The 20809-nt window shown below is 67.8% G+C and carries 14 protein-coding genes; 12 read left to right on the top strand and 2 right to left on the bottom strand.

Going from position 1 to position 20809, the window contains the following annotated elements; genetic code table 11:
• Positions 1 to 108: 108 nt before the first annotated feature.
• From GXW71_RS08795 to GXW71_RS08785, 3 genes are all read left to right on the top strand, one after another.
• Positions 109 to 2337, top strand: coding sequence for a putative bifunctional diguanylate cyclase/phosphodiesterase (locus GXW71_RS08795; protein WP_211852111.1), 2229 nt, complete (start codon positions 109 to 111; stop codon positions 2335 to 2337).
• 263 nt (positions 2338 to 2600) lie between these two features.
• Positions 2601 to 4457 carry a diguanylate cyclase domain-containing protein gene (locus GXW71_RS08790; RefSeq protein WP_211852110.1) on the top strand — a complete coding sequence of 619 codons (1857 nt, stop codon included), beginning with the start codon at positions 2601 to 2603 and terminating at the stop codon, positions 4455 to 4457.
• A gap of 334 nt (positions 4458 to 4791) precedes the next feature.
• A complete protein-coding gene (locus GXW71_RS08785; protein WP_211852109.1) occupies positions 4792 to 5031 on the top strand; it encodes a hypothetical protein in 240 nt (79 codons plus the stop codon).
• Between the two features lie 321 nt (positions 5032 to 5352).
• Here GXW71_RS08785 and GXW71_RS08780 read toward each other — a convergent pair whose 3' ends face one another.
• Positions 5353 to 5763 carry a response regulator gene (locus GXW71_RS08780; protein WP_211852108.1) on the bottom strand — a complete coding sequence of 137 codons (411 nt, stop codon included), beginning with the start codon at positions 5761 to 5763 and terminating at the stop codon, positions 5353 to 5355.
• 403 nt (positions 5764 to 6166) lie between these two features.
• On the opposite strand from GXW71_RS08780, the gene GXW71_RS08775 reads away from it, so the two are divergent.
• From GXW71_RS08775 to GXW71_RS08735, 9 genes are read left to right on the top strand one after another with little or no spacing between them, the layout of a single operon-like run.
• Entirely contained in the window at positions 6167 to 7954 is a 1788-nt protein-coding gene (locus GXW71_RS08775; RefSeq protein WP_246526394.1) for a methyl-accepting chemotaxis protein, read from the top strand.
• A 4-nt stretch (positions 7955 to 7958) separates the two neighbouring features.
• A complete protein-coding gene (locus GXW71_RS08770) occupies positions 7959 to 9401 on the top strand; it encodes a chemotaxis protein CheW (protein ID WP_211852106.1) in 1443 nt (480 codons plus the stop codon).
• Positions 9398 to 10480, top strand: coding sequence for a chemotaxis-specific protein-glutamate methyltransferase CheB (gene cheB, locus GXW71_RS08765; RefSeq protein ID WP_211852105.1), 1083 nt, complete (start codon positions 9398 to 9400; stop codon positions 10478 to 10480). Before GXW71_RS08770 ends, cheB begins: the two co-directional genes overlap by 4 nt.
• Complete coding sequence (locus tag GXW71_RS08760; protein ID WP_211852104.1) at positions 10480 to 11325, top strand: CheR family methyltransferase; 846 nt, start codon at positions 10480 to 10482, stop codon at positions 11323 to 11325. Before cheB ends, GXW71_RS08760 begins: the two co-directional genes overlap by 1 nt.
• On the top strand, positions 11322 to 13244 hold the full coding sequence (locus GXW71_RS08755) for a chemotaxis protein CheA (RefSeq protein ID WP_211852103.1): 1923 nt from the start codon (positions 11322 to 11324) through the stop codon (positions 13242 to 13244). Before GXW71_RS08760 ends, GXW71_RS08755 begins: the two co-directional genes overlap by 4 nt.
• Complete coding sequence (locus GXW71_RS08750; protein ID WP_211852102.1) at positions 13241 to 13504, top strand: hypothetical protein; 264 nt, start codon at positions 13241 to 13243, stop codon at positions 13502 to 13504. Before GXW71_RS08755 ends, GXW71_RS08750 begins: the two co-directional genes overlap by 4 nt.
• Positions 13505 to 13544: 40 nt before the next feature.
• Positions 13545 to 13928, top strand: coding sequence for a response regulator transcription factor (locus GXW71_RS08745; protein WP_211852101.1), 384 nt, complete (start codon positions 13545 to 13547; stop codon positions 13926 to 13928).
• Positions 13925 to 14563 (top strand): chemotaxis protein CheC, encoded by a 639-nt coding sequence (locus GXW71_RS08740; protein WP_211852100.1) that lies wholly within the window; start codon positions 13925 to 13927, stop codon positions 14561 to 14563. Before GXW71_RS08745 ends, GXW71_RS08740 begins: the two co-directional genes overlap by 4 nt.
• A 2-nt stretch (positions 14564 to 14565) precedes the next feature.
• Positions 14566 to 16872, top strand: coding sequence for a hybrid sensor histidine kinase/response regulator (locus tag GXW71_RS08735; protein ID WP_211852099.1), 2307 nt, complete (start codon positions 14566 to 14568; stop codon positions 16870 to 16872).
• Between the two features lie 217 nt (positions 16873 to 17089).
• Here the strand turns inward: GXW71_RS08735 and GXW71_RS08730 are convergent, their stop codons facing one another.
• Positions 17090 to 20437: a DEAD/DEAH box helicase gene (locus GXW71_RS08730; protein WP_211852098.1), complete on the bottom strand. Its 3348-nt coding sequence runs from the start codon at positions 20435 to 20437 to the stop codon at positions 17090 to 17092.
• Positions 20438 to 20809 lie beyond the last annotated feature (372 nt).

Here is a 20809-nt window from a genome sequence, read left to right as displayed (position 1 = left end):
GACTGTAACACGGGTCCGAGTACCGAAACCCTCTGCGAGCTCGCAGGTTCGGTGCTGCGCGCCAAAACGAGCGAACGGCGACTGCGGCTACCAGGGAGAGAGCTGAACATGAAGTGCCCACCGGCACTCCCGGAAGAATCGGAGCGCCTCCGCGCCCTTTCGGAGTACGGCCTGAGCGCCGACCGCCCTATGCCGAGCCTCGACCCGGTGGTGAGAGTAGCTGCTCGCGCCTTCAACATGCCAATCTCCGCCGTGAACATCGTCGGCAGCGACCACGTCTTCTTTGCGGCAAGCACAGGCGCGGAGCTCGGTACGCTTGATATGCGTCGGGACGTATCCTTCTGCGCGCACGCCATCACCGAGCGTGGCGTCATGGTCGTCCCGGACGCAGCGCTGGACGAGCGCTTCCAGGACAACCCCCTGGTGACGGGCGCGGCATCGCTCCGGTTCTACGCGGGCGTCCCCCTGCGCTCCAGCTGCGGTCACGCCATAGGCGCGCTCTGCGTCGTGGACACGAAACCCCGCGACGATTTCACCACCGAGGACCAGGACCGCCTGCGCGAACTGGCGCGCCTTGCGAGCGACCGGCTCGAGGTGCAGCGCCTGACGATACTCGCGCAGCAAAACCAGCCTCACATCGCCAGCATGCCGAGTCATCTCCCGGCGCCCGTGATCTGCTTCGATGAGGTTGGCACGGTGCTGGCGCTGAACGAGGCGGCAGCAGAGCTGCACGGCTATCTGCCGGCGGACATGATCGGCTCTCCGGTCGCCATGTTGGTGGCCGGCCCAGACCAACCCGCGCTGCAAGCCATGCTGCGGGAGCTTCTTCGTCGCGAGAAGTCTCCCGCAGTCGCTCTGGAGCGCCGCGAGTTGCGCGGTCTGCGGAAAGGTGGCGAGGAGTTCACGCTCGAGCTTACGCCATTCCGCTGGCAGGAGCAGGGCCAGCAACGCTACAGCGCCACCCTGCGGGACACGACCGAGCGCCAGGAGCATGCACGGGAGCTCCGCCGCCTCAACAGCTCGGATCATCTTACGGGGCTGGCAAACCGCGCCTCCTTGCAGGTCAGCCTCGAACAGATGTTGGCGGCGGCGCGCTCAGCCGCCCTCGTTGTCGTCGGGCTTGATGGCTTCAAGGCGCTCAACTCCGCACTCGGCCGCGCCATCGGAGACGAAGTGCTCCGCGAAGTGGCACGACGCCTGCGCCATGCGGTCAGCCCCGCCGACGTGCTGGCCAGGATTGGTGGCGACGAGTTCGGCATCGTGCTTCCGGACGCGCCGAGCCCCGAGCACGCCAGAGGCGTGGCGGACACGCTGACGGTGCGCATTGCGGATCCGTTCATGGTGGCCGGCCACGAGATCCGCCTTGCGTCCAGCTCGGGCATCGCTATGGGGCCGCTGCACGCGGAAGACGCCCTCGAGCTCATCGGCAACGCGGAACTCGCCCTGGCCCACGCCAAGGGAAGCGGCAAGCGCCGCAGCTTTGTCTTCCTGCCGACGCTGCGCATGGAAGCGGTCTCGCATCGGCAATTTGCCGTCGACCTCCATCGAGCGGTGGAGAACAACGAGCTTCGCCTCCACTTCCAACCGCAATTCCGCCTCAGCGACGGCGCGCTCGCCGGCGCCGAGGCGCTCATTCGCTGGCAGCACCCGCAGCGTGGCCTGCTTTCTCCCGCCGCCTTCCTTCCGGCCCTTGAGGCTGGACCGCTCGCCGCGATCGTCGGGGAATGGATGCTTGATACGGCGTGCGCCCAGGCACGCGCATGGCGCGACCTTGCCGCGCCGGACCTGCGCATCGCAGTGAATTTGTTCCAGGCGCAGTTCCAGGTTGGAAGCCTCGCGGAAACCGTCATCGCCGCACTGACGCGGAGAAGCCTTCCGGCTGCCTGCCTGGAGCTCGAGATCACCGAGAACACGGTCTTGAACCAAGATGAGGCGACGCTCGACTCTCTGCTAGAGCTGCAGCGACACGGCGTCGGCATCGCCTTCGACGACTTTGGGACAGGACACGCATCGCTCAGCTTGCTCAAGCGCTACCCCCTCTCGCGCCTGAAGATCGACCGCAGCTTTGTCCAGACTGTGATGAACGCCGGGCCAGACGCCAACGTCGTCCGCGCCATTCTGGACCTGGCCAGAAGTTTTGGCTTGGCCACGACCGCGGAGGGCATCGAAACCGTCGCGCAGCGCGATCGCCTGCGAGAGGAGGGGTGTGACGAAGGCCAAGGATATCTGTTCGGCCGCGCGTTGCCGCCGGCCGAGTTCGCCGAGGTGTTCCTGTTCGACAGGGCCCCACCGTTGGCGGCTCTCGCCAGAGATCGCGCAGGCAGTGCCAGTCCATGAGGGCAGGCACGACGTCCTTCGAGCGGCGCCTCATCCGGCCCAGCGACGTTGACACTGAAGCCGAAATCGCGAGTTGTCGTGACGCGTTAGGCACAGATCCGTCCCGATCCAGCGTCCTGTCTTGACCCGCGCTTAACATGAGCGCCGGTAGGCTGCCCGGTCCGGAAGACACAGTAGCGCCAGGACCAAAACCGCGCGCGGAGGAAAGCCTGAGGTCGATCAAGTCCATCGCGGCGTGGCTCGCCCGAGCCCGCGGCAGGGTCATGATAACCGGCGCGCTTCTCGCGGCTGGCGTCTTCCTCACGGTGGCCGCGGTACTTCTCGATGTCCGCCAGGATGCTTGGGATCGGGTGCGCGACGCGTCGGCCAACCTCACCCTCGCCGTCGAGCGCGACCTGTCCTCCGAAATCAGAGCCATTGATTTGACGCTGCGCGCCGTGGCGGGCCTCATGGCGAGAACCGGCTTCGAGCACTCTTCCGCTGATCTCCGCGAGGCCCTCGTGCTCGAGCGTCTCAGTTCATCCAGGTACCTGGACGCTGTTGTGATCCTGGACGAGCACGGCGACGCCATGTTCGACACCCGGCAGCATATCTTACCGACCACCGTCAACTTTTCGGAGCAGGACGTTTTCGCGGCTCACCGTGATCGACCCGACGTCGGCCTCTTCATCAGCGCGCCCTACCCAAGCCGCTTGGTGGATCGCTTGTGGACGATTGGGGTTAGCCGCCGACTGTCATACCCGAACGGCAATTTCGCTGGAGTGGTGCTCGCAGCGGTTCAAGTCCAGGACTTGCAGGCGGCGTTCGAAGGAATGCGTCTGGGATCACGCGGCACGATGACGCTGATTCGAGAGGACGGTGTCGTCCTCGCGCGCAACCCGGCTGATGCTCGCTTGCTTGGCCGGGATCTCGGAAGCGCTGGGCCGGTGCGACAAATGCAGTTGGCGCGATCCGGACAGTTCCTAGCCGTCGCCGCAATCGACGGGGTTGAGCGATTCTACACCTACCGCCATCTCGACGGCGCACCGCTCATATTCAATGTCGCTCTGGCGGTGAGTGATATCTACGATTCCTGGTGGCGCAAGGCGGCTCTCATCAGCGGCCTCACGGGCATCCTGGTGATCGCGATGCTGACCATGGTGATCCGTCTCCACCGAGAGCTGGCCCGCCGCAAGGATGCGGAGCTCGCAACGCGCCGGAGCGAGACGTCCTTCCGACTGCTTGCCGAGAACTCCAGCGACATGGTCTCCCATATCGACCTGGTGGGGAGGCGGCTCTACGTCTCACCGGCGGCGGCCGAGATCTTCGCTCGCCCACTGGAAGAGCTGATGGGGCGCGCCGCACTCGACGACGTCGCACCGGAAGACCGCACTTTCGTTCAAAACTCGTTTCGCCGTCTCTGGCGCGGTGAACGAACCATCACGTTCGAAGCCCGGATCCTGCGCCCCGACGGAGAACAGGTTTGGATCGAAGCGTCGGCCCGGCCCCTCCTGAACGACGCCACCGGGAAGCCGGAGGGCTACGTGACGGTTGCCCGCGACGTCACGGACCGCAAGCTTGCTGAAGCGCGGTTGACTGCGCTGGCGCGTACCGACGCCCTGACTGACTTGGCCAACCGCCGGGTCTTCGACGAGGCTCTGGACCGGGAGTGGCACCGCGCGCGTCGGAATGAAGCTCCGCTCTCCCTGCTTCTCATCGATGCCGACCGGTTCAAACTGTTCAATGACTCCTATGGGCATCTCGCAGGGGACGCCTGTCTGCAGAGGCTGGCGGACGCCGCGGCCGAGATCGGGCGCCGCCCCGCGGATGTGGTCGCGCGCTACGGCGGCGAGGAGTTCGCGATCCTTCTTCCGAAGACCGGCGCTGCGGATGCAGGGCTCCTGGCTGAAGGGCTTCGAGCTCACATTGAGACCTTGGCACTCCCGCATGAGGCCAATCCACCGGCAGGCGTTGTTACAGTCAGCATCGGGGTGGCGACTGCCTGTCCATGGCCGGCACCGGATTGCACGCCGGTAGCGCTTGTAGCCGCGGCGGACGCCTCGCTCTATCGCGCGAAGCAGTCTGGGCGGAACCGTGTCGTTGCGGCGCCCGACACGGTGCCGATGGGATCAGTGCGCTGAGAGGGTGGCACGGCAGCGTCGTGCCCGCTGCTATCGGAAGAACCCGATCCGGTCGTTGCAGTGTAAAGCATCGGCCCACCAGGCGATCGCATAGGCAGGGCACGTCCGAAGCGATACCTGAGCTAGGTTCTTGTGACGCACTCTGCTGGGTCGCACTGGCCGGCGCCGCAGCGGTTTGGCGCCGGCCGGGCCAAGCGGCGCTCGCATCGGCAGAGGCAAGCGCGTCGCAGCTCCAGACAGGCTCAGGAATCCCTTAACGAAGGGTGGTGACGATAGGGCCGTGCGCGACCCGATCGCTTCGGGAGCGCCTGTGTAGCCCAGGCCGGAGAGCAACATGTCTGACATCGCCAGTTTCGCAGTCGTTGAGGATCCCGCCGGCTGGAAGGTACTTCGAAATGGCGCCCTGCACTCCGCCCACGCCTCGAAAGACGAGGCGATTGCAATCGCCATCGCCGACGCAAGCCTGACCCGAGGCGCACGCGGCGAGGCCGAGGTTCGACTGCACGACGCGTCGGGCGGCTCGCGCTGCATTTGGAGTTACCGGCGCGTAGAACCGTCCACGATTGATGGGTAGGCGGTGGCCGCCCTCGTGCTGGCCGAACGACATTGCCGGGTGCCGACGCGCGTCATTTTCCACATCGCCCGATGGACAAGGCCAATGTCGGTGCAACCGCCCATCGGCGGTCGCCAATACCTCGCGTTAGTCTGACGGAGATCCTGCGCTCGGCCGCCGAGGTGCCCCCCACGGTGGCCGCTGCGTGCCTCGGCGAGGCTTCTTCACCAGGACCGCATCTGCAGACCAACGCACTGCCAACCGCTCGGCCTTTCTTGCTCGTCCAAAGCGCAGCTTCCACATCGGGCAACGCAGAGGCGGCTGGCAGGACCGCGCCTTCAATCACTCCTGAGGCTTGCCAATGATCTTCTCGATGGCTTCGAGGAGCTGATTCAACAAGTAGGGCTTCCGGAGCGTGTGGTGGCTGATTCCAATATCAAGAGTAGAGTTCATGTAGCCGCTAGTGATCAGGACCGGCAGATCGGGACGCAGCTCCTTGGACGCACGGGCAAGCTGCCCGCCATCCATACCCGGCATGGAAAAATCGGTGATGAGCAAGTCTACCGGCTCCTCCCCCCGAAGCAAGGACAGGGCGCGCGCGCCCGAGTGTTCTTCGAATACCCTGTACCCCGTCTGCTTGAGGATCATCGCGGACGCTAAAATGATAAGCGCCTCGTCGTCGACCAGGAGGATGGTGCGAGGGGACCTTGCCGGCTTGCCCAGGGCGGGCTCGGCGTGGAAGACCGGCGGCATGGGCTTGAAAGCTCCTGGCCAATTTGCATCTGCGACGCCCCCTGGGCCGGGATCGGGCGGTCCGCGCGAGAGAGATTGGCCTGTCGGGGAGGTATTCCCCGACACCTAACGCCACACTTGTAGCTCGGGTTGCATCGGCTTTCGCCCGGGATTACCGAGATCGAGGCGATTCGGTAAGGTCGGCCCCGAGCCACCGCGGGCGAGGCGGGGCGAAGCGTCGCTGCAACTCGCGGCCTCGGTCGCATGTATCGGAAGCCAAATGCCGCTTGTGAAGAAATCCACGCTCGCGGCCAGACCGAGGCAGCGCAGGTCGCCGCCGGACAAGCCAGGTCAGCCGGCGGCGACGCCGAGGCGACCAAACGCCGACAAGGCTACCAGCCGGCGGGAGACCGCGGCGGAACGCATGGCTGCAGCGAGTCTGGAACTGGCGGGGGGCATCACCGAAGCCGCGAGCGCCGTGGAGGAACTGCAGCGGGGCCTTGGCTTGATCGCCAGCGGCGCTGAGGAGGCGGCGGGCGCGGCCCATGAGTCGCTGGCCGCGGTGGTCGCCATGACCGGTACCTTCGAGCAGGCCCGCGACATGGCAGAGGCATCCCGCCAGCGCACCGAGTCCCTGCAGATCCAGCTTGCGCAATCCGGCGACGCGATCGATGCGTCGGTGCGGGCGGTGGGCGCCCATGCCAACCGCCAGTTGGCGACGGTCCAGCGCGTCGAGGCGCTGGAGGGCCACGTCGCGCGGATCGGTGAGATCACGCGCAGCGTCACCGACATCGCCGACCAGACCAATCTCCTGGCCCTCAATGCCGCCATCGAGGCAGCCCGCGCCGGTGAGGGCGGGCGCGGGTTTGCGGTCGTCGCCGACGAGGTGCGGGCGCTGGCGGAGACGGCCGAAAAGCGCTCGCATGAGATCCAGGACCTGGCCGACGGCATCTCCGGTTCGGTCCGCGACGTCGCCGGCCGCCTGCGGCAAGCCGCGAGCGTCGCTGGAGCGGAAGCAGCTGCCGCGGCGAAGCTCAGCGAAACGCTGGCAACGATCCGTGCGGACATGGCTGTCCTGGGCGAGGAGAGCCAGAAAATCCTCATCGCCGCCGTAGAAGCGCTAAGCGCTGCGGCCGAGACAGGGCGCAGCGCGCAAAGCGTGTCGAGTGCCGCCGAGGAGCAGGCCGCCGCCGCCGCCGAAGCGCAGCGCTCCGTGCAGCAGCAGAGCCAGGCGCTGGAGCAGAGCCAGGTGGCGGCGACCGCCCTGGCCCGATTGACGGAGACGCTAGAGAGCGGGGCGGCCGGTGGAGCGAGCGGTGGCGAAGCGGCCGCCGCCGCCGCCGAGGAACTGTCGGCGACCGTGCAGGAGCTGTCTGGTGCCGCCAACGAAATCCTGGTTGCGGTCGACCAGATCAGCCGGGGCGCCCAGATTCAGGCGGCAGCCACGCAGCAGGCCAGCGCCGCCATGGTTCAGATCGAGAAGGCAGCGCAGCAATCCAGTGCCCGAGCCGCTGGGAATGCCGCCCGTGTCCGCGACATGCAGACCCTCCTCGCTGGCGGCCGGCAAGCGATCGGTGCCCTGGCCGAGGGAGTGACCGTGGCTGTGGCCGGCAATGCCGCGGTTCAGGAACTCATCGAGACGCTAGAAGATCAGGCGGCCGGCATCGGACGCATCGTAGATGGTCTCGGGCTCATCGCCGTTCAGACCACGATGCTGGCCACCAGCGGCGCCGTCGAAGCGGCCCGCGCCGGGGATGGCGGCCGCGGCTTCGCGGTGGTGTCGGGCGATATCCGCACGCTTGCGCGCGATGCCTCGACGAATGCCGACGCAGTCAAGGCCATCGTGACCGCCATCATCGTCCAGATCGGAAAGGTCCGTCGCGACGTCGAGCAGGTATCGGTCCTGGCCGAGGCGGAACTCGAGAGGAACCGCGCGATCGAGGCGCGGCTCGACGCGGTCATGGCCGATGCGCAGTCGCTCCGCTCCGGGTCCGAGGACATCGCCAAGGGGGCGAAGGACGTCCTCGCTTCCAGCGCCCAGGTCACCGCCGGCGTCCGCCAGATCGCCGCCGCGGCGGAAGAGGCAAGCCAGGCGGCAACACAGGCGGCCAGCGCCGCGCGTCAGCAATCTCAGGGTGCCGAGGACCTGGCCGCCGCCATTGAGGAAATTGCGCTGCTCGCAAACGAGTTGCAGCGCCCGGCGGAGGGCTGACGCGGTGCCCGGCGGGGCGGCGCATCGGCTGACGGTGACCGCACGGGGCACGCGCATCGCTCTCGCGGCCAGCGGCGTCGCCGAGGTGATCCGCGCACCACGCATCACCCGGGTGCCGAGTGGCCCACCCTGCCTGCTCGGCGTCACCCATCTCCGCGGCACGATCCTGCCGGTGGTGTCGCTCAGCCGCCTGCTCGCGGCCGGAGACCCTGCAGGCAGCGCCGAGCGCGTCGTGGTCTTGCGCCGCGATCCCCGGATCGGCCTAGCAGTCGACAGCGTCGAGGCGCTGCAGGCCATCGAGGGCGCCGGCCCGGTACCAGCCGATGGCCGCCTGCAACTCGACGAGACCGGCGCCCGGTGGCTCGATCTCGACACCGCGCTGCAGGAGCGCTTCGCCGCACGCCGGGGCTTCGTCCGCACCGCGCAGGATCGCGCCGAGGTCCGGGCGGCAGCCGGGGGCGAGGCCCAGGAATTGGCCTTTCTCGCCTTCACCCTCGCGGATCAGGATTATGCGCTGCGGCTGGACGCCGTGGCCGAGGTCCTGGCGCTGCCTTCCGCGCTCGCCGCGCTGCCGCATACCGACGAAGTGCTGCTCGGGGTCTTCAGCTTCCGTGACAAGGTGCTGCCGGCCGTCGCGCTGCGCGCCTTGCTGGGCCTGCCGGAGCGGCGCGCACTCGGGACCGAGCGGGCGGTGATCATCCGGATTGGGAGTGAACGCCTGGCGCTCGTCGTTGACCGGATCAGCGGAATCCTGCGCGCGGCGCCGAATCGCATCGGGCCCGCCCCCAGCCTGTTCAACAGCGGCGCCGGCGAGGCCCGCGTCGACGCCGTGCTGCGCCTGGTCGACGGCCGCGGCCTGGTTGCCATCCTGGCGCCAGAGCGCGTCCTGGCCGACGAGCGCGTGGCGCGCCTAATGACTGATGCGGACCATGGCGAGGAGGAGAGCATGTCCGGCATGGCTGCGGCCGCGGCGCGGGAGCGTTTCGTGGTGATTCGGCTGGGTCGTGAAGTCTATGGCCTGCCCATCGGTGCGGTGGACGAGGTGACCCGCCTGCCCGAGACGCTCAGCCGTCTGCCGAAGGCGCCGGCCTATGTGCAGGGCGTGATGAACTTGCGCGGCCGCGTCATCCCGGTCATCGACCAGCGTCAGCGCTTCGCAGTGGCGGTCGATGAAGCACCTGCCGCGGCCACCGATGGCCGCGTCGTGGTGATCACCATCGGCGCGCTGCAGGTGGGCTTCGCCGTGGACGCCGTCACGCGAATCCTGGAGGTCGAAGCCTCGGCGCTGCTGCCGGCACCGGCGCTGTCCGACGACGGCGCCCTGTTCGACCGCGCTATCCCCCTCGAACGCGATGGCGACCTGATTTTGCTCATCGATCCCACCGCGCTGCTCAATCGCGCGGAATCAGATTTGCTGCGCGATCTCGCAGCGTCTGGGCCCTCGTGATCAAGCTGCTGATCGTCGATGATTCCGCCCTGATGCGTCGGGTTATGGGTCAGCTCTTCCAAGAGGCGGGCGGATACGTGGTGGAGTTCGCTCGCGACGGGGTGGAGGCGCTGGCGAAGCTCCACGCCTTCCGGCCCGACGTGGTCACGCTGGACGTGCAGATGCCACGGATGGATGGGCTCCGCTGCCTCGATCGGATCATGGTCGAGCGCCCCTGCGCGGTTCTCATGGTCTCTTCCCTGACAGCCGACGGTGCCGATGCCACATTGGAGGCGCTGCAACTCGGCGCGTTCGATTTCGTGCCCAAGCCAGACAGGACGGTATCGCTCGCGCTCGACGAGCTTGCGCCGGTCCTCCTCGACAAGGTGCGAGCGGCCGCCGCGTCGCGCGTGCCGCGGTCGCACCGGCTTGCCGAGCGCCTGCGCGCGCGGCGCGCCGCATTGCCCGCCTTCGCACCCGCACCGCCGCCCGTGATCGCCGATCACCCAACGCGCCCCGGCGACCTCGCCGGTGCCGTGATCATCGGCACATCGACGGGTGGCCCACCGGCCCTGGAGGCCGTGCTGACGGCACTGCCCGGGAGCTTCCCCTGGCCGGTTCTGGTGGCGCAGCACATGCCGGCCGCCTTCACCGCCTCGCTGGCACGGCGCCTGGACACGATTTGCGCCTTGCGCGTGGTCGAGGTCGCCGGGCCCACGCCACTTCATCCCGGCAACGTCTATGTTGCCCGGGGTGACGCCGACATGACGGTCAGCCGGCGCGCCGCCGGCCCGATCGTGCTGCCGGCGCCGGCCAGCCCCGCGCATCGGTGGCACCCGAGCGTCGACCGGCTGGTGGCCAGCGCAATGGCGCAACTGCCGCCAGCCCGGCTCGTTGGCGTGCTGATGACCGGTATGGGCAATGATGGCGCCGCATCCATGGCCGCGCTCCGGATCGCCGGCGGCCGCACGATCGCCGAGGCGGAGGAGACGGCGGTGGTGTGGGGCATGCCCGGCGAGCTCGTGCGGATGGGCGGCGCCGAGCAGGTGGCGCCGCTGGATGCGATTGCCGCCCGACTGATGGCGCTGGCTCCGGTGTGATGCCAAGCGCCGACGCCACCAGCCTGACCGCCGAGGACCTGCAGCGTCTGAGCGCGTTCCTCTACCGCCAGACCGGCATGCTCTTCGGCGAGAGCAAGCGCTATTATATCGAACGCCGCCTGAGCGACCGTCTCGCCGCGACCGGCTGCCCGGATTTCGCGGCCTATTTCGCCTTGCTGCGCTCGGATGCGGATGAGCGGGAGACGCTGATCAACGCGTTCACGATCAACGAGACCTATTTCTACCGCGAAGAGCATCAACTGGCCTGTCTGGGCCGCTCGCTGCTGCCGGATCTGATCGCTGGACGCCGGCCGGGCGAAAAGATCCGAATCTGGTCGGCGCCCTGCTCGACTGGGGAAGAAGCCTATTCGATCGCCATCTGGCTCCTCGAGAATTGGCGCTTGGTCGACGCTTACAATATCGAAATCATCGGATCAGACATCGATACCCGCGTGCTCGAAGCGGCCCGGCTCGGCCTGTACGGCGGCCGCGCCCTGGCGCGGCTGCCGCCAAACCTGCTGGAGAGCTATTTCGAACCCGCCGGGCCCGGCTTCTGGCAGATCATCGAGGACCTGCGGGAATCCGTCAGCTTCGGCCAGGCAAACCTCGTCGACGCGGCAAGCCTGGCTGACCAGGGCACCTTCGACGTCATCTTCTGCCGCAACGTGCTCATCTACTTCGATGACGAATCACGTCTGGTCGCGGCCCGCAATCTCTTCGACCGCCTGGCGCCCGGCGGCTATCTCTGCCTCGGTCACACGGAATCGATGGGCCGGATCGGCGGCGGCTTCACCCTGCGCCGCTTCGATGATGCGACCGTCTACCAAAGGCCCGGCGCACCATGAGCCAGGAGCTCATGGTCCAATTCCTGGTCGAGGGTCGCGAGCTGGTCGCGGAGGCGAGCCGCGACCTTGCAATGCTGATCGCGAGGCCCGACGACGTGGCGGCCCTCGATGGCTGCTTCCGCGCCATCCACACCCTCAAGGGCTCGACCGGCCTCTTCGACCTGCAGCCGATGGGGGCGATGCTGCACGCGGCGGAGGAATTGCTGGCGGCGATCCGCGCCGGCCGACCCGGCCATGCCGAGGATTTCGCGCGGGTACTCGAGGCCGTGGACCAGGTCGATCGTTGGCTGGACGCCCTGGAGGGCGATGGCGCCCTGCCGGCCGATGCCGATGCTGCCGGACGTGCGATCCAAGCCAGGATGAGGGATGCGGCACCGGCCCTGGACCAAGCCGAGGCCCAGCTGCCGGCAGTGCCAGACTGGCAGCTTTCAGCAGCGTTCACGGGGCTGTCCGGCACGGCGATCCGCTACACCCCGCGGGTGGATTGCTACTTTGCGGGCGACGATCCGGTGGCGATCGTCGCGGCGACGCCTCAGCTCATAGCGCTCTCGATCGCACCGCGCGACGCCTGGGGCGAACTTGAGCACTACGACCCCTTCGCGTGCAATCTGGTGATCGAAGCCGTCTCCGCCGCCCCGCGGGGGGAGATCGAGGCGGCATTCCGCCTCGTCGCCGATCAGGTCGAGCTCGCCGAGCTGACCGCTGCCGAACCCGGCGCGCCGGCGGGTGGCATGACGACCCGGCGCACGCTGCGCGTCGACGCGGCACGCATCGATCACCTCGGCATTCTGGCGGACGAGCTGGTGACGGCGAAAAATGGCCTGGTCGACCTCGCGATAGCAGCGGAGGCCTTGCCGGGCGGGCATACCTTGGGCCAGGCACTGCGCAGCCGCCAGGCTCAGCTCGACCGCTTGGTCGGCGATCTTCACGCCGCGGTCGGCAAGGTCAGGCTGGCGCCGCTGGCGCCGCTCTTTGCGCGCTTTCCACGGCTGGCGCGGGAGACCGCCGGCGCGCTGGGCAAGTCCGTCCGGCTCGAGCTCGAGGGACAGGAGATCGAGGTGGACAAGACAATCGTGGACGGCCTCTTCGATCCGCTGCTGCATGTGCTGCGCAACGCGCTGGACCACGGTGTGGAGCCGGTGGAGCGGCGCCGCGCTGCGGGCAAGCCCGAGGCGGGCCTCGTCCGTGTCACCGCGCGGGCCGCCGGGGACCAGGTGGTGATCGAGGTCGCGGACGATGGCGCGGGCATAGACCCGGCGCGAATCCGCAACCTTGCAGTCGCCCGGGGCGTTCTTGGCCGCGATGCCGCCGATGCCCTGGATGACCGCGACGCGGTGGATCTCATTTTCGTCCCCGGCTTGTCGACGGCCACCACCGTCAATGCGGTGTCTGGACGCGGCGTCGGGATGGACGTGGTGCGCGCGGCCGCTGCGCGGCTGGGCGGCAAGGTGACCCTGTCTGGCGAGCCGGGCCGCGGCACGATCGTGCGCTTCGTGCTGCCGATGACGATGATCTTGACCAAGCTCATGGTCGTCACCTGCGGCGGCGAGCGCTACGGCCTTGCCCTGGATTCGGTTGTGGAGACCGCTCGGATCGCGGCCGATCGCCTGGTCGTCATGCGCTCGCGCCAAGCCTTCCAGTTCCGCGATCAGGTCGTGCCGCTGGTCATCCTTCGGGAACTGGTCGGCGGTAGCAGCCAAGGGGCACTGGCACCGCGGGGAGGCGCCGAACGCGTTGTCATCGCATGGGTGGGCGGCGAGCTGGTGGGTTTCGCGGTCGATGCCATCGTCGGCCGGATGGACGCGGCGCTGCGGCCGCTGGACGGCCTGCTGTCCGGCGCGCCGGGGCTGGCGGGCAGCACCCTGATGCCCGATGGCAGCGTCCTGCTGGTGCTGGATTTGGCGGAGCTGCTCTCGTGACGGTCACCCGGGACGGCGCAACTATCCGCCTGCAAGGCCGCTGCCGGGTAGAAGATGCTGAGCCGCTTGCCAGCCTGCTCCACGCCACGCCTGGCCTGACCGTGGACCTCGGCGACTGCGAGGGGCTGCACGCGGCCGTCGTGCAGGCCCTGCTCGCCTTCGCGCCGAAGGTCGTTGGCACCCCGAGCGATCCGGTGCTGCGCGACCTGATCTTGCCGCTCCTGGCGGGCGAGAGACAGCGAGGGCAGCGCCCGATATAGTCGGAAGACCGCCTGTGGCGGCCGGTTGGAGATGGAGTTGATGGGTACGACGGTTCTGATTGTCGACGACAGCAAGCTTGCCAGGATCGTTCTGAGCAAGGCCGTGGCTGCGTTGCAGCCTGAATGGCGCCGGATCGAGGCGTCAAATGCGGAGGAAGCGCTGGCAAAGGTCGCATCTGAAACTGTCGATGTTGCAATCCTCGACTACAATATGCCCGGCCGGGACGGGCTCTCATTGGCCGAGGAGTTGCGGGAGCGTTTTCCCGAAATGCCGATCGCCGTCGCGACCGCCAATCTGCAGGATGAGATCATCGCGCGGGCGCGCGCGGCGAACGCGAGCTTCGTGCCGAAGCCGGTCACGGAGGACGGGCTGCGCGGGTTCGTCTCTGGCGCCGCCCTGCGCCTGCGGTCACCACGCGCATGACCTCCCTCATCGTCCCACTCGACGATCTGGAGCGGGATGCCCTGACCGAGCTGGTCAATATCGGGGTCAGCCGCGCGGCGGTGAGCCTGCGGAAGATGGCTGGAGAGCAGGTCCTGCTCTCCGTCCCTGCAGTGGAGGTTGTCACCCGCCGGGGCGCGACGACACTCATCCGGGAGCGCGAGAGCGGCGCGCTGATCGCGGTGCGCCAGGATTTCGCCGGAGTATTCTCCGGCCGCGCCCTGCTCATCTTCCCGGAATCCAACAGCATGGCACTGGTGCGGTCGGTGACCGCCGGGTCCCTGTCTGCCGAGGACGCGGCGGAGCTGGAGGACGAGGCACTCGCGGAAACCGGCAATGTCGTGCTCAACAGCTGCCTGGCGACCATGGCCAACATGCTGCAGAAGCCGCTGACGATGTCCCTGCCGGAGGTCGTCCGCGGTGACGGCTCCGCGCTGTTCGATCTGACGCTTTCGAACAGCGAAGACGCGGTCGTGCTGTTCCTCTACATCAACTTCGCGATCAACGACCGCGAGATTCGAGGCTATATCGCCATGCTGATGGATCTGCCCTCCATAGAGGCGTTGCGTGGCCTGATCGCAGAGTTCATCGCCCGCGTCATCGGCGACGCTATGTGATCATGGCCGACGCCGCTCCACTTCCGCCCACCAATGGCGACATGTCCGGCGCGGTCGGCGCCTGGAACTGGGATATCGCATCGCGGCTGCTGGTCGCGGACGCGCGCTTCGCCAGCCTCTACGGTCTCGATCCCGCCGCCGCCGCGGCAGGCTTGCCGGCATCGGCCTTCTTCGAACCGGTGCTGGAGCAGGATCGCCTGCGCCTGCGCATCGCCGTGGCGGGCGCACTGCGCGGTGCGGAAGTCTTCGCGCGCGACTATCGGGTCCTGCTAGATGGTGAGGTGCGCTGGGTGTCGGCGCGCGGCCGCACGTATTTCGACGAGACAGACACGCCAACGCGCTTCGCCGGCAGGCTTACGGATGTCACCGAGCAGAAGCGGCTCGAGGAGAGGCTGCGCATCGCGCAGACGGCGGGCGGCGTCGGCTCCTTCGAGTACCTGAGTGGCTATGGCACTGCTGACGTCTCTGACGAGTTCTGCCGTCTATTGGGGCTGCACACCGCCAAAAGCCTCCCCGTGCGGACCATCAATTCCGTCGTGCATCCGGACGACCCGCCGATTATCCAGGGGCGTGACGGCAGCGGCGCACTCGGGACGGCCTTCCATGAATTCCGCATCCATCGCGCCGACACTGGGGAGGAACGGTGGCTCGCCTCGCGGGGCGAGTACCGGCCTGCGGACAGGGGCGGTGTCTCCTTCATCGGGGTCATCTACGACATCACAGCCTCCAAGCGGTCCGAAGCGGCGCTGCGGCTTCTGACCGAGACCCTCGAGGAGCGTGTCGAGGCCCGAACACAGGAGCGGGACCGCATCTGGAACCTCTCCGGCGATCTCTTGAACATCATCGAGCCGGATGGCACGCAGCGAGCCGTCAACCCGGCCTGGAAACGTGTGCTGGGCCATGATGAAGCGGAGCTCGTCGGCCGATCGATGGAATGCCTGATCCATGCGGACGATCTCCCGCTTGCGCGCACGCGGCTGGAAGCGTTAGCACGCGGTGAGCCGGTGGCCGCCTTTGACACACGATTGCGGGCGAAGGACGGCAGCCATCGCTGGATCAACTGGACCGGCATGTCGGATGGCGAGACGATCTACGGCATCGGTCGCGATGTCACCCAGCGCAAGTTGCTCGAGGAGCAGTTGCGCCATAGCCAGAAGATGGAGGCAGTCGGACAGCTGACCGGTGGCTTGGCACATGACTTCAACAACATGCTGACCGGCGTCATGGGCGGCATTGACATGGCCAGGATGCTGCTGGCGCAGGGTCGGCTCGAGGACGTCGACCGGCTCCTCGAAGCGTCGATGCAGTCCGGGCAGCGCGCGGCGGCATTGACTCACCGGCTGCTCGCCTTCTCCCGACGCCAGGCACTCGACAATCAACCGCTCGATGTCGGCACCCTGATCGGCTCCATGCAGGACCTGCTCCGGCGAACCCTTGGGGAGCAGGTTGAGCTGCATATCGATACGCCCTTCGAACTCTGGACCACCTTGGCCGATGAAAGCCAACTGGAAAGCGCCATCCTCAACCTGGCGATCAACGCCCGCGATGCCATGCCCGACGGCGGGCGACTGACCATCGCCGCCCGCAATGCGTCTCTCTCGGAGGCGGATCTGGCCGGAAGCGATCAGGCGCAGCCCGGGGAATTCGTCGAAATCCTGGTGACGGACACCGGTCTGGGCATGCCTCCGGAAGTCCTCGCCAAGGCTTTTGACCCATTCTACACCACAAAGCCGGTGGGCCAGGGCACAGGCCTTGGCCTGTCGATGATCTATGGGTTCGTCCAGCAGTCGCGCGGACATGTTGCGATCGAAAGCCAGGAAGGGCGCGGCACGAAGATCCGGCTTTACCTGCCCCGCCACGATGGCGGCTCCGAAGGCGAGGCGACACCGGAGATGCCGACGGCGATCACGGGCAGCGGCGAGATCGTGCTTGTGGTCGAGGATGATCCGGCGGTGTTGCGGCTGATGCTGGATGCTCTCCGGGAGCTTGGATATCGGACCATCGAAACGGCGAGCGGCAAGGAGGCCGTGCCCATCCTGCAGTCGCGTCGCCATCTGGACCTGCTGATTAGCGACGTGGGCCTGCCAGGGCTGAACGGGCGGCAGATCGCCGAGATCGCGCGGCAGATCCGCCCCGATATGCCGGTTCTGCTGATGACGGCCTACACGCGGGATGCAGGCGATGAGGCCGGGTTCCTGGCGCCTGGAATCGAGGTCATGCAGAAGCCGTTCTCCATTGATCAGTTGGGCAGGCGGGTGACCCGGATCTTGCGCAGCCCCCACGGCAACAGCAGCGCCGGCGTCGGCTGACACCGCGCCGGGTCGCCGGCGCAGGATGACATCTGCCGCCGCCCCGAAACCCCAATCCGATGCAGTGTGACGGCCTATGGGCCGAAGATCTCTGCAAGCTGTGCTGCGTGCCGACCCACGGCAGATTGCGCGGGACAGAGGTAGGTGTGGCTCCCCAGCCGAGGGGGATCGCGCGGCCGCGGGTGGTGTGAGGCGGAGCGGGCCGGCTTCGCGTTGATCATCGTTGGGGGATGGGTTCCCGGCATTGGCGCTGCAGCTCGCGGAGGAAGCTCAGCGCCGCCTCGAGCAGGTCTGTCTTCGGATCGCTTCCGGACAGCAGAACCCGGCCGCCACGGATCTCGAGGGGCGGCGCAACGCGAGGCGGATCCCCTCGGAACGTCGCCGCAGCGCCAGCCGGCCCTACCTCCAGGCGTGCGATGTCGAGGCGCCGACACCGGGCCCTGAGGCGGCAGAGTGTCAACAGGTTCGTAACCGCTTCCGGCAGCACGCCAAAGCGGTCTTCGATCTCCTCCTCGAACGCGGTCAGCGACGCCAGCTCGCCCCGGCGTAGGATACGCGCCAGCCGACCGTGCAGCTCTACCCGCAGCGTCTCCTCGCTCACGTAGTCGCGCGGAAAGCCAGCGGAGACCCCGATCGCGAGCTCCGGCATCCACTCCTCCGTTACCTGCTCCCCACGCGCCACGCGCATCGCGCGCTCCAAAAGGTGCTGGTAAAGTTCGACCCCAATCAGGGACAGGTGCCCGGCCTGGCTTTCGCCCAGCAATTCCCCGGCGCCGCGAAGATCCAAGTCGCGGGCACTGATCGCGAAGCCAGCGCCCACCCGGTCAAGCTCCTCGAGTGCCTTCAAGCGCTTCATGGTCAAGGTGGAAGGCGGGCTTTCCGGATCCGTCAGGAGGATGATCGATCCGCGCACGCGCCCGCGGCCGACCCGACCCCGGAGCTGATGCAGCTGGCCGAGACCAAAGCGATCGGCACGCCACACCAGCATCGTGTTGGCCCGGGGAACGTCCAAGCCGGCCTCGACGATGTTCGTCGAAAGCAAGACGTCACCCTGCCCTCCTGCGAAGCGCACCATCGCCGTGTCGATCTCCTCCGGCGGCAGCTCTCCATGCGCCTCAATGACCTCAAGCTCGGGCAGCAAACGCGCGATGCGGGCGCGCATGTCCGGCAGGTCGTCGATCCGCGTGCAGACCACGAAACTCTGCCCGCCGCGCCGGTGCTCCCGTCCCAGTGCCTGGCGCAGCACGGCGTCTCCGATCGGCTGATGAACCGTCCGCGTCGGCTGCCGCCCTGGCGGCGGCGTCGTGATGACGGAGAGATCTTCGAGCCCGATCATCGCCGCCTGCAGGCTGCGGGGGATCGGCGTTGCGGTCATCGTCAGTACATGGCCGTCCCCTGCCAAGCGGCGCAACATTGCCTTTTGGCGCGCGCCGAAGTGCTGCTCCTCGTCGATGATGATCAAGGCGAGGTCATGGAAGTGCACCTCCCTGCCAGCAAGGGCCTGGGTCCCGATCACGATTTGGACGCTCCCCTCGCGGAGGCCGGCCTTTACCGCCTTCGCTGCCGCGGGACTGGTCAGCCGCGAGAGACTCTCCACCCGGATCTCCTCGCCACCGGCACGCAGCCCTGCGAAACGGCGCCGAAAGGTCTCAAGATGCTGGCGTACCAGAACCGTTGTCGGCGCCAGCAGCGCGACCTGCCGACCGGCAAGCGTCGCCACCGCGGCAGCACGCAACGCGACCTCCGTCTTTCCGAAGCCCACATCGCCACAGATCAGGCGGCTCATGGGGCGGCCGGAGGCCAGATCCCGCATCACGGCGGCAATGGCAGCGCGCTGGTCGTCTGTGAGCAGATGCGGAAACCGCGCCGCAATTCGATCCAACGCAGCGCGGGGGGCCTTCAGAACCGGCGCTCGCCGCCGCGCGCGCTCCGCCACGAGCGATGTCAGCGCCTCGGCGCTTTTCGCGAGCTGCGCCTCGACCTCGGCCCGGCGCTTCGGCCAAGCCTCCCCGCCCAACCGGTCGAGCGTCACCCCATCCGCATTCCCACCATAGCGCCAGATCCGATCCATCTGGTCGAGCGGGACAAGCTCCGTCGCGCCACCCGCATATTCGACCCGCAGGCAATCAAGCATTGCCTCTCCGATTGTAACCGGCTCCACGCCTCGCAACGCGCCGATCCCACGGTCGAGATGGATGACCGCATCGCCAAGCTGCAGCCCGCCCTCAAAGGGCAGCGCGCGCCAGCCCTCCGTCTCCCCACGAGGACCATGCGCGGGGAAGACATCGGTGGGAGCGATCACCGCGGCGTCCTCCGTCGCGAAGCCCGCGTCCAGTCGACCTTCCAGCAGGCCGAAGGTGCCGGGTGGCGCAGCGATCAGCGCACGCCAGCCTGCGACCGGTTTTGCCTGGAGCTGCAGCCTCTCCCGGGCCAAGCGCAGAAGCGAGCGGGTGCCGCGATCCGTGCCGCCCGATAGGGCGACGCGACTGCCGGCATCGAGCCGGCTGCTGAGCAGATCAACGAAGGCCTGCTCCGGGTCGTTCGTCTGCAGGAGGTCCGGCACGCCGGCGGCAACGTCCTCCGCTACCTCGTCCAGCACCGTCGCACGACGCGATCCGACCGCCGCGTCCCAGTCCTCGCCGAGCAGATGAAGCTTGCGCGGCGGTGTCGGCGGTCGCGACACCTCGCCCGGCACCGTCGCTCTGAGGCGATACGCATCCTCGATTTCCGCCGTGCGCTCCGCCCGAATGGACGCGACCTCCGCCTCCAACACAACAACCGCCCCGGGCAGCAAGTCGAAGATGGTCCCAAGCGGATCGTGGAAGGCGCCGAGCGAGTGTTCAATCCCCGGTGCATGCGTCACGTCCGATCCCTCCGGGAGCACGAGCTCGGAGGCCGGGTAGATCACAGCCACCTCGATCTCGACGACGCTTCGCTGCGTGAACGGGTCGTACCGGCGGATCGAGGCGATATGCCCCCCTGCGACCTCGACGCGACACGGCAGCGCATCCTCGGGCAGGTGAACGTCCAGAATGGTCTCCCGCGCTGCTGCCTCGCCGGGCTGATCAACGCGATCATCGAAGAGGTAGCCCATGCGACGGAGCCTCGTCTCAGCCGCAGCAAGGTCGAGCACCTCGCCACGTCGCAGCACGAGGACATCCCGGTATGCGGGCGGCGGCAAGCGCTGCATGGCTGCCGTGGCGCTCGCTATCAGCAGCCGGGGCTGCCCGGTCGGCGCAGAGAGGTTAAGCAGCGCAGCCATCCGCTTGCCCATCACCTGCCGGGATGGTGAGGCGCGATCATAGGGCAAGCAGTCCCAGCCCGGCAGCCGGACGGCGATGGCGTCCGGCGCCAGCGTGCGTGCCGCGAGGGCGAGGCGGCGTGCGCGCGCTTCGCTCCGTGTGACGTAGATGAGACCGCCATCGTGCGCCAATTGCTCGGCGAGGCGGGCAGCCAGGAGGCTCTCCGGTTCCACCGCGAGCGCCGCCTTGAGGTTTCTTTTTGTCTGCATGCCGAGACAACGCCGGGCGCCGTGGTGGCAGTTGCCTGCACCGACCCGCTGCACGGCGAAGTAAACAGACGCGCTCCTCTCACCTCGGCAGGGCCGGCATGCCGGCCCTGCCAGACGTCGGTGGTGACCCCCGGGGCTCGCGGACGTACAGCGTGCGATCGGCTCACGCCAAGTACCGCGACGCCAGCGTCGGCACCCGACCACCAGCGGTCAAGCTTGTGAATTGCGCGTGTACGCTTCACAGCCGTCCTGCCATGCGCTCGCGCGTCACGCAGCGAAAGCGTTCCTCGTACAGCGCCGGAGCTCGGCACCGGCAAGATAGACAGCTCGAATCGCAGTGCCGCGACGTGGCCTGTCGCGCTTCTCGGATCAGAAACCGCCTTCACTCGCCGACGTTGGGAAGCGGTCAAGGAGCCGCCCCCCAAT

This window comes from Plastoroseomonas hellenica, from assembly GCF_018129085.1.
In the GTDB taxonomy this organism is placed as follows: Bacteria; Pseudomonadota; Alphaproteobacteria; order Acetobacterales; family Acetobacteraceae; genus Plastoroseomonas; species Plastoroseomonas hellenica.
This window is presented reverse-complemented; position numbering and strand designations above follow the sequence as displayed.

Bases quoted from the DNA above. Each gene is read 5' to 3' on its own strand.
- GXW71_RS08795 (WP_211852111.1), top strand. From the start codon at position 109: ATGAAGTGCCCACCGGCACTCCCGGAAGAATCGGAGCGCCTCCGCGCC.
- GXW71_RS08790 (WP_211852110.1), top strand. From the start codon at position 2,601: ATGATAACCGGCGCGCTTCTCGCGGCTGGCGTCTTCCTCACGGTGGCC.
- GXW71_RS08785 (WP_211852109.1), top strand. From the start codon at position 4,792: ATGTCTGACATCGCCAGTTTCGCAGTCGTTGAGGATCCCGCCGGCTGG.
- GXW71_RS08780 (WP_211852108.1), bottom strand. From the start codon at position 5,763: ATGCCGCCGGTCTTCCACGCCGAGCCCGCCCTGGGCAAGCCGGCAAGG.
- GXW71_RS08775 (WP_246526394.1), top strand. From the start codon at position 6,167: ATGGCTGCAGCGAGTCTGGAACTGGCGGGGGGCATCACCGAAGCCGCG.
- GXW71_RS08760 (WP_211852104.1), top strand. From the start codon at position 10,480: ATGCCAAGCGCCGACGCCACCAGCCTGACCGCCGAGGACCTGCAGCGT.
- GXW71_RS08755 (WP_211852103.1), top strand. From the start codon at position 11,322: ATGAGCCAGGAGCTCATGGTCCAATTCCTGGTCGAGGGTCGCGAGCTG.
- GXW71_RS08745 (WP_211852101.1), top strand. From the start codon at position 13,545: ATGGGTACGACGGTTCTGATTGTCGACGACAGCAAGCTTGCCAGGATC.
- GXW71_RS08740 (WP_211852100.1), top strand. From the start codon at position 13,925: ATGACCTCCCTCATCGTCCCACTCGACGATCTGGAGCGGGATGCCCTG.
- GXW71_RS08735 (WP_211852099.1), top strand. From the start codon at position 14,566: ATGGCCGACGCCGCTCCACTTCCGCCCACCAATGGCGACATGTCCGGC.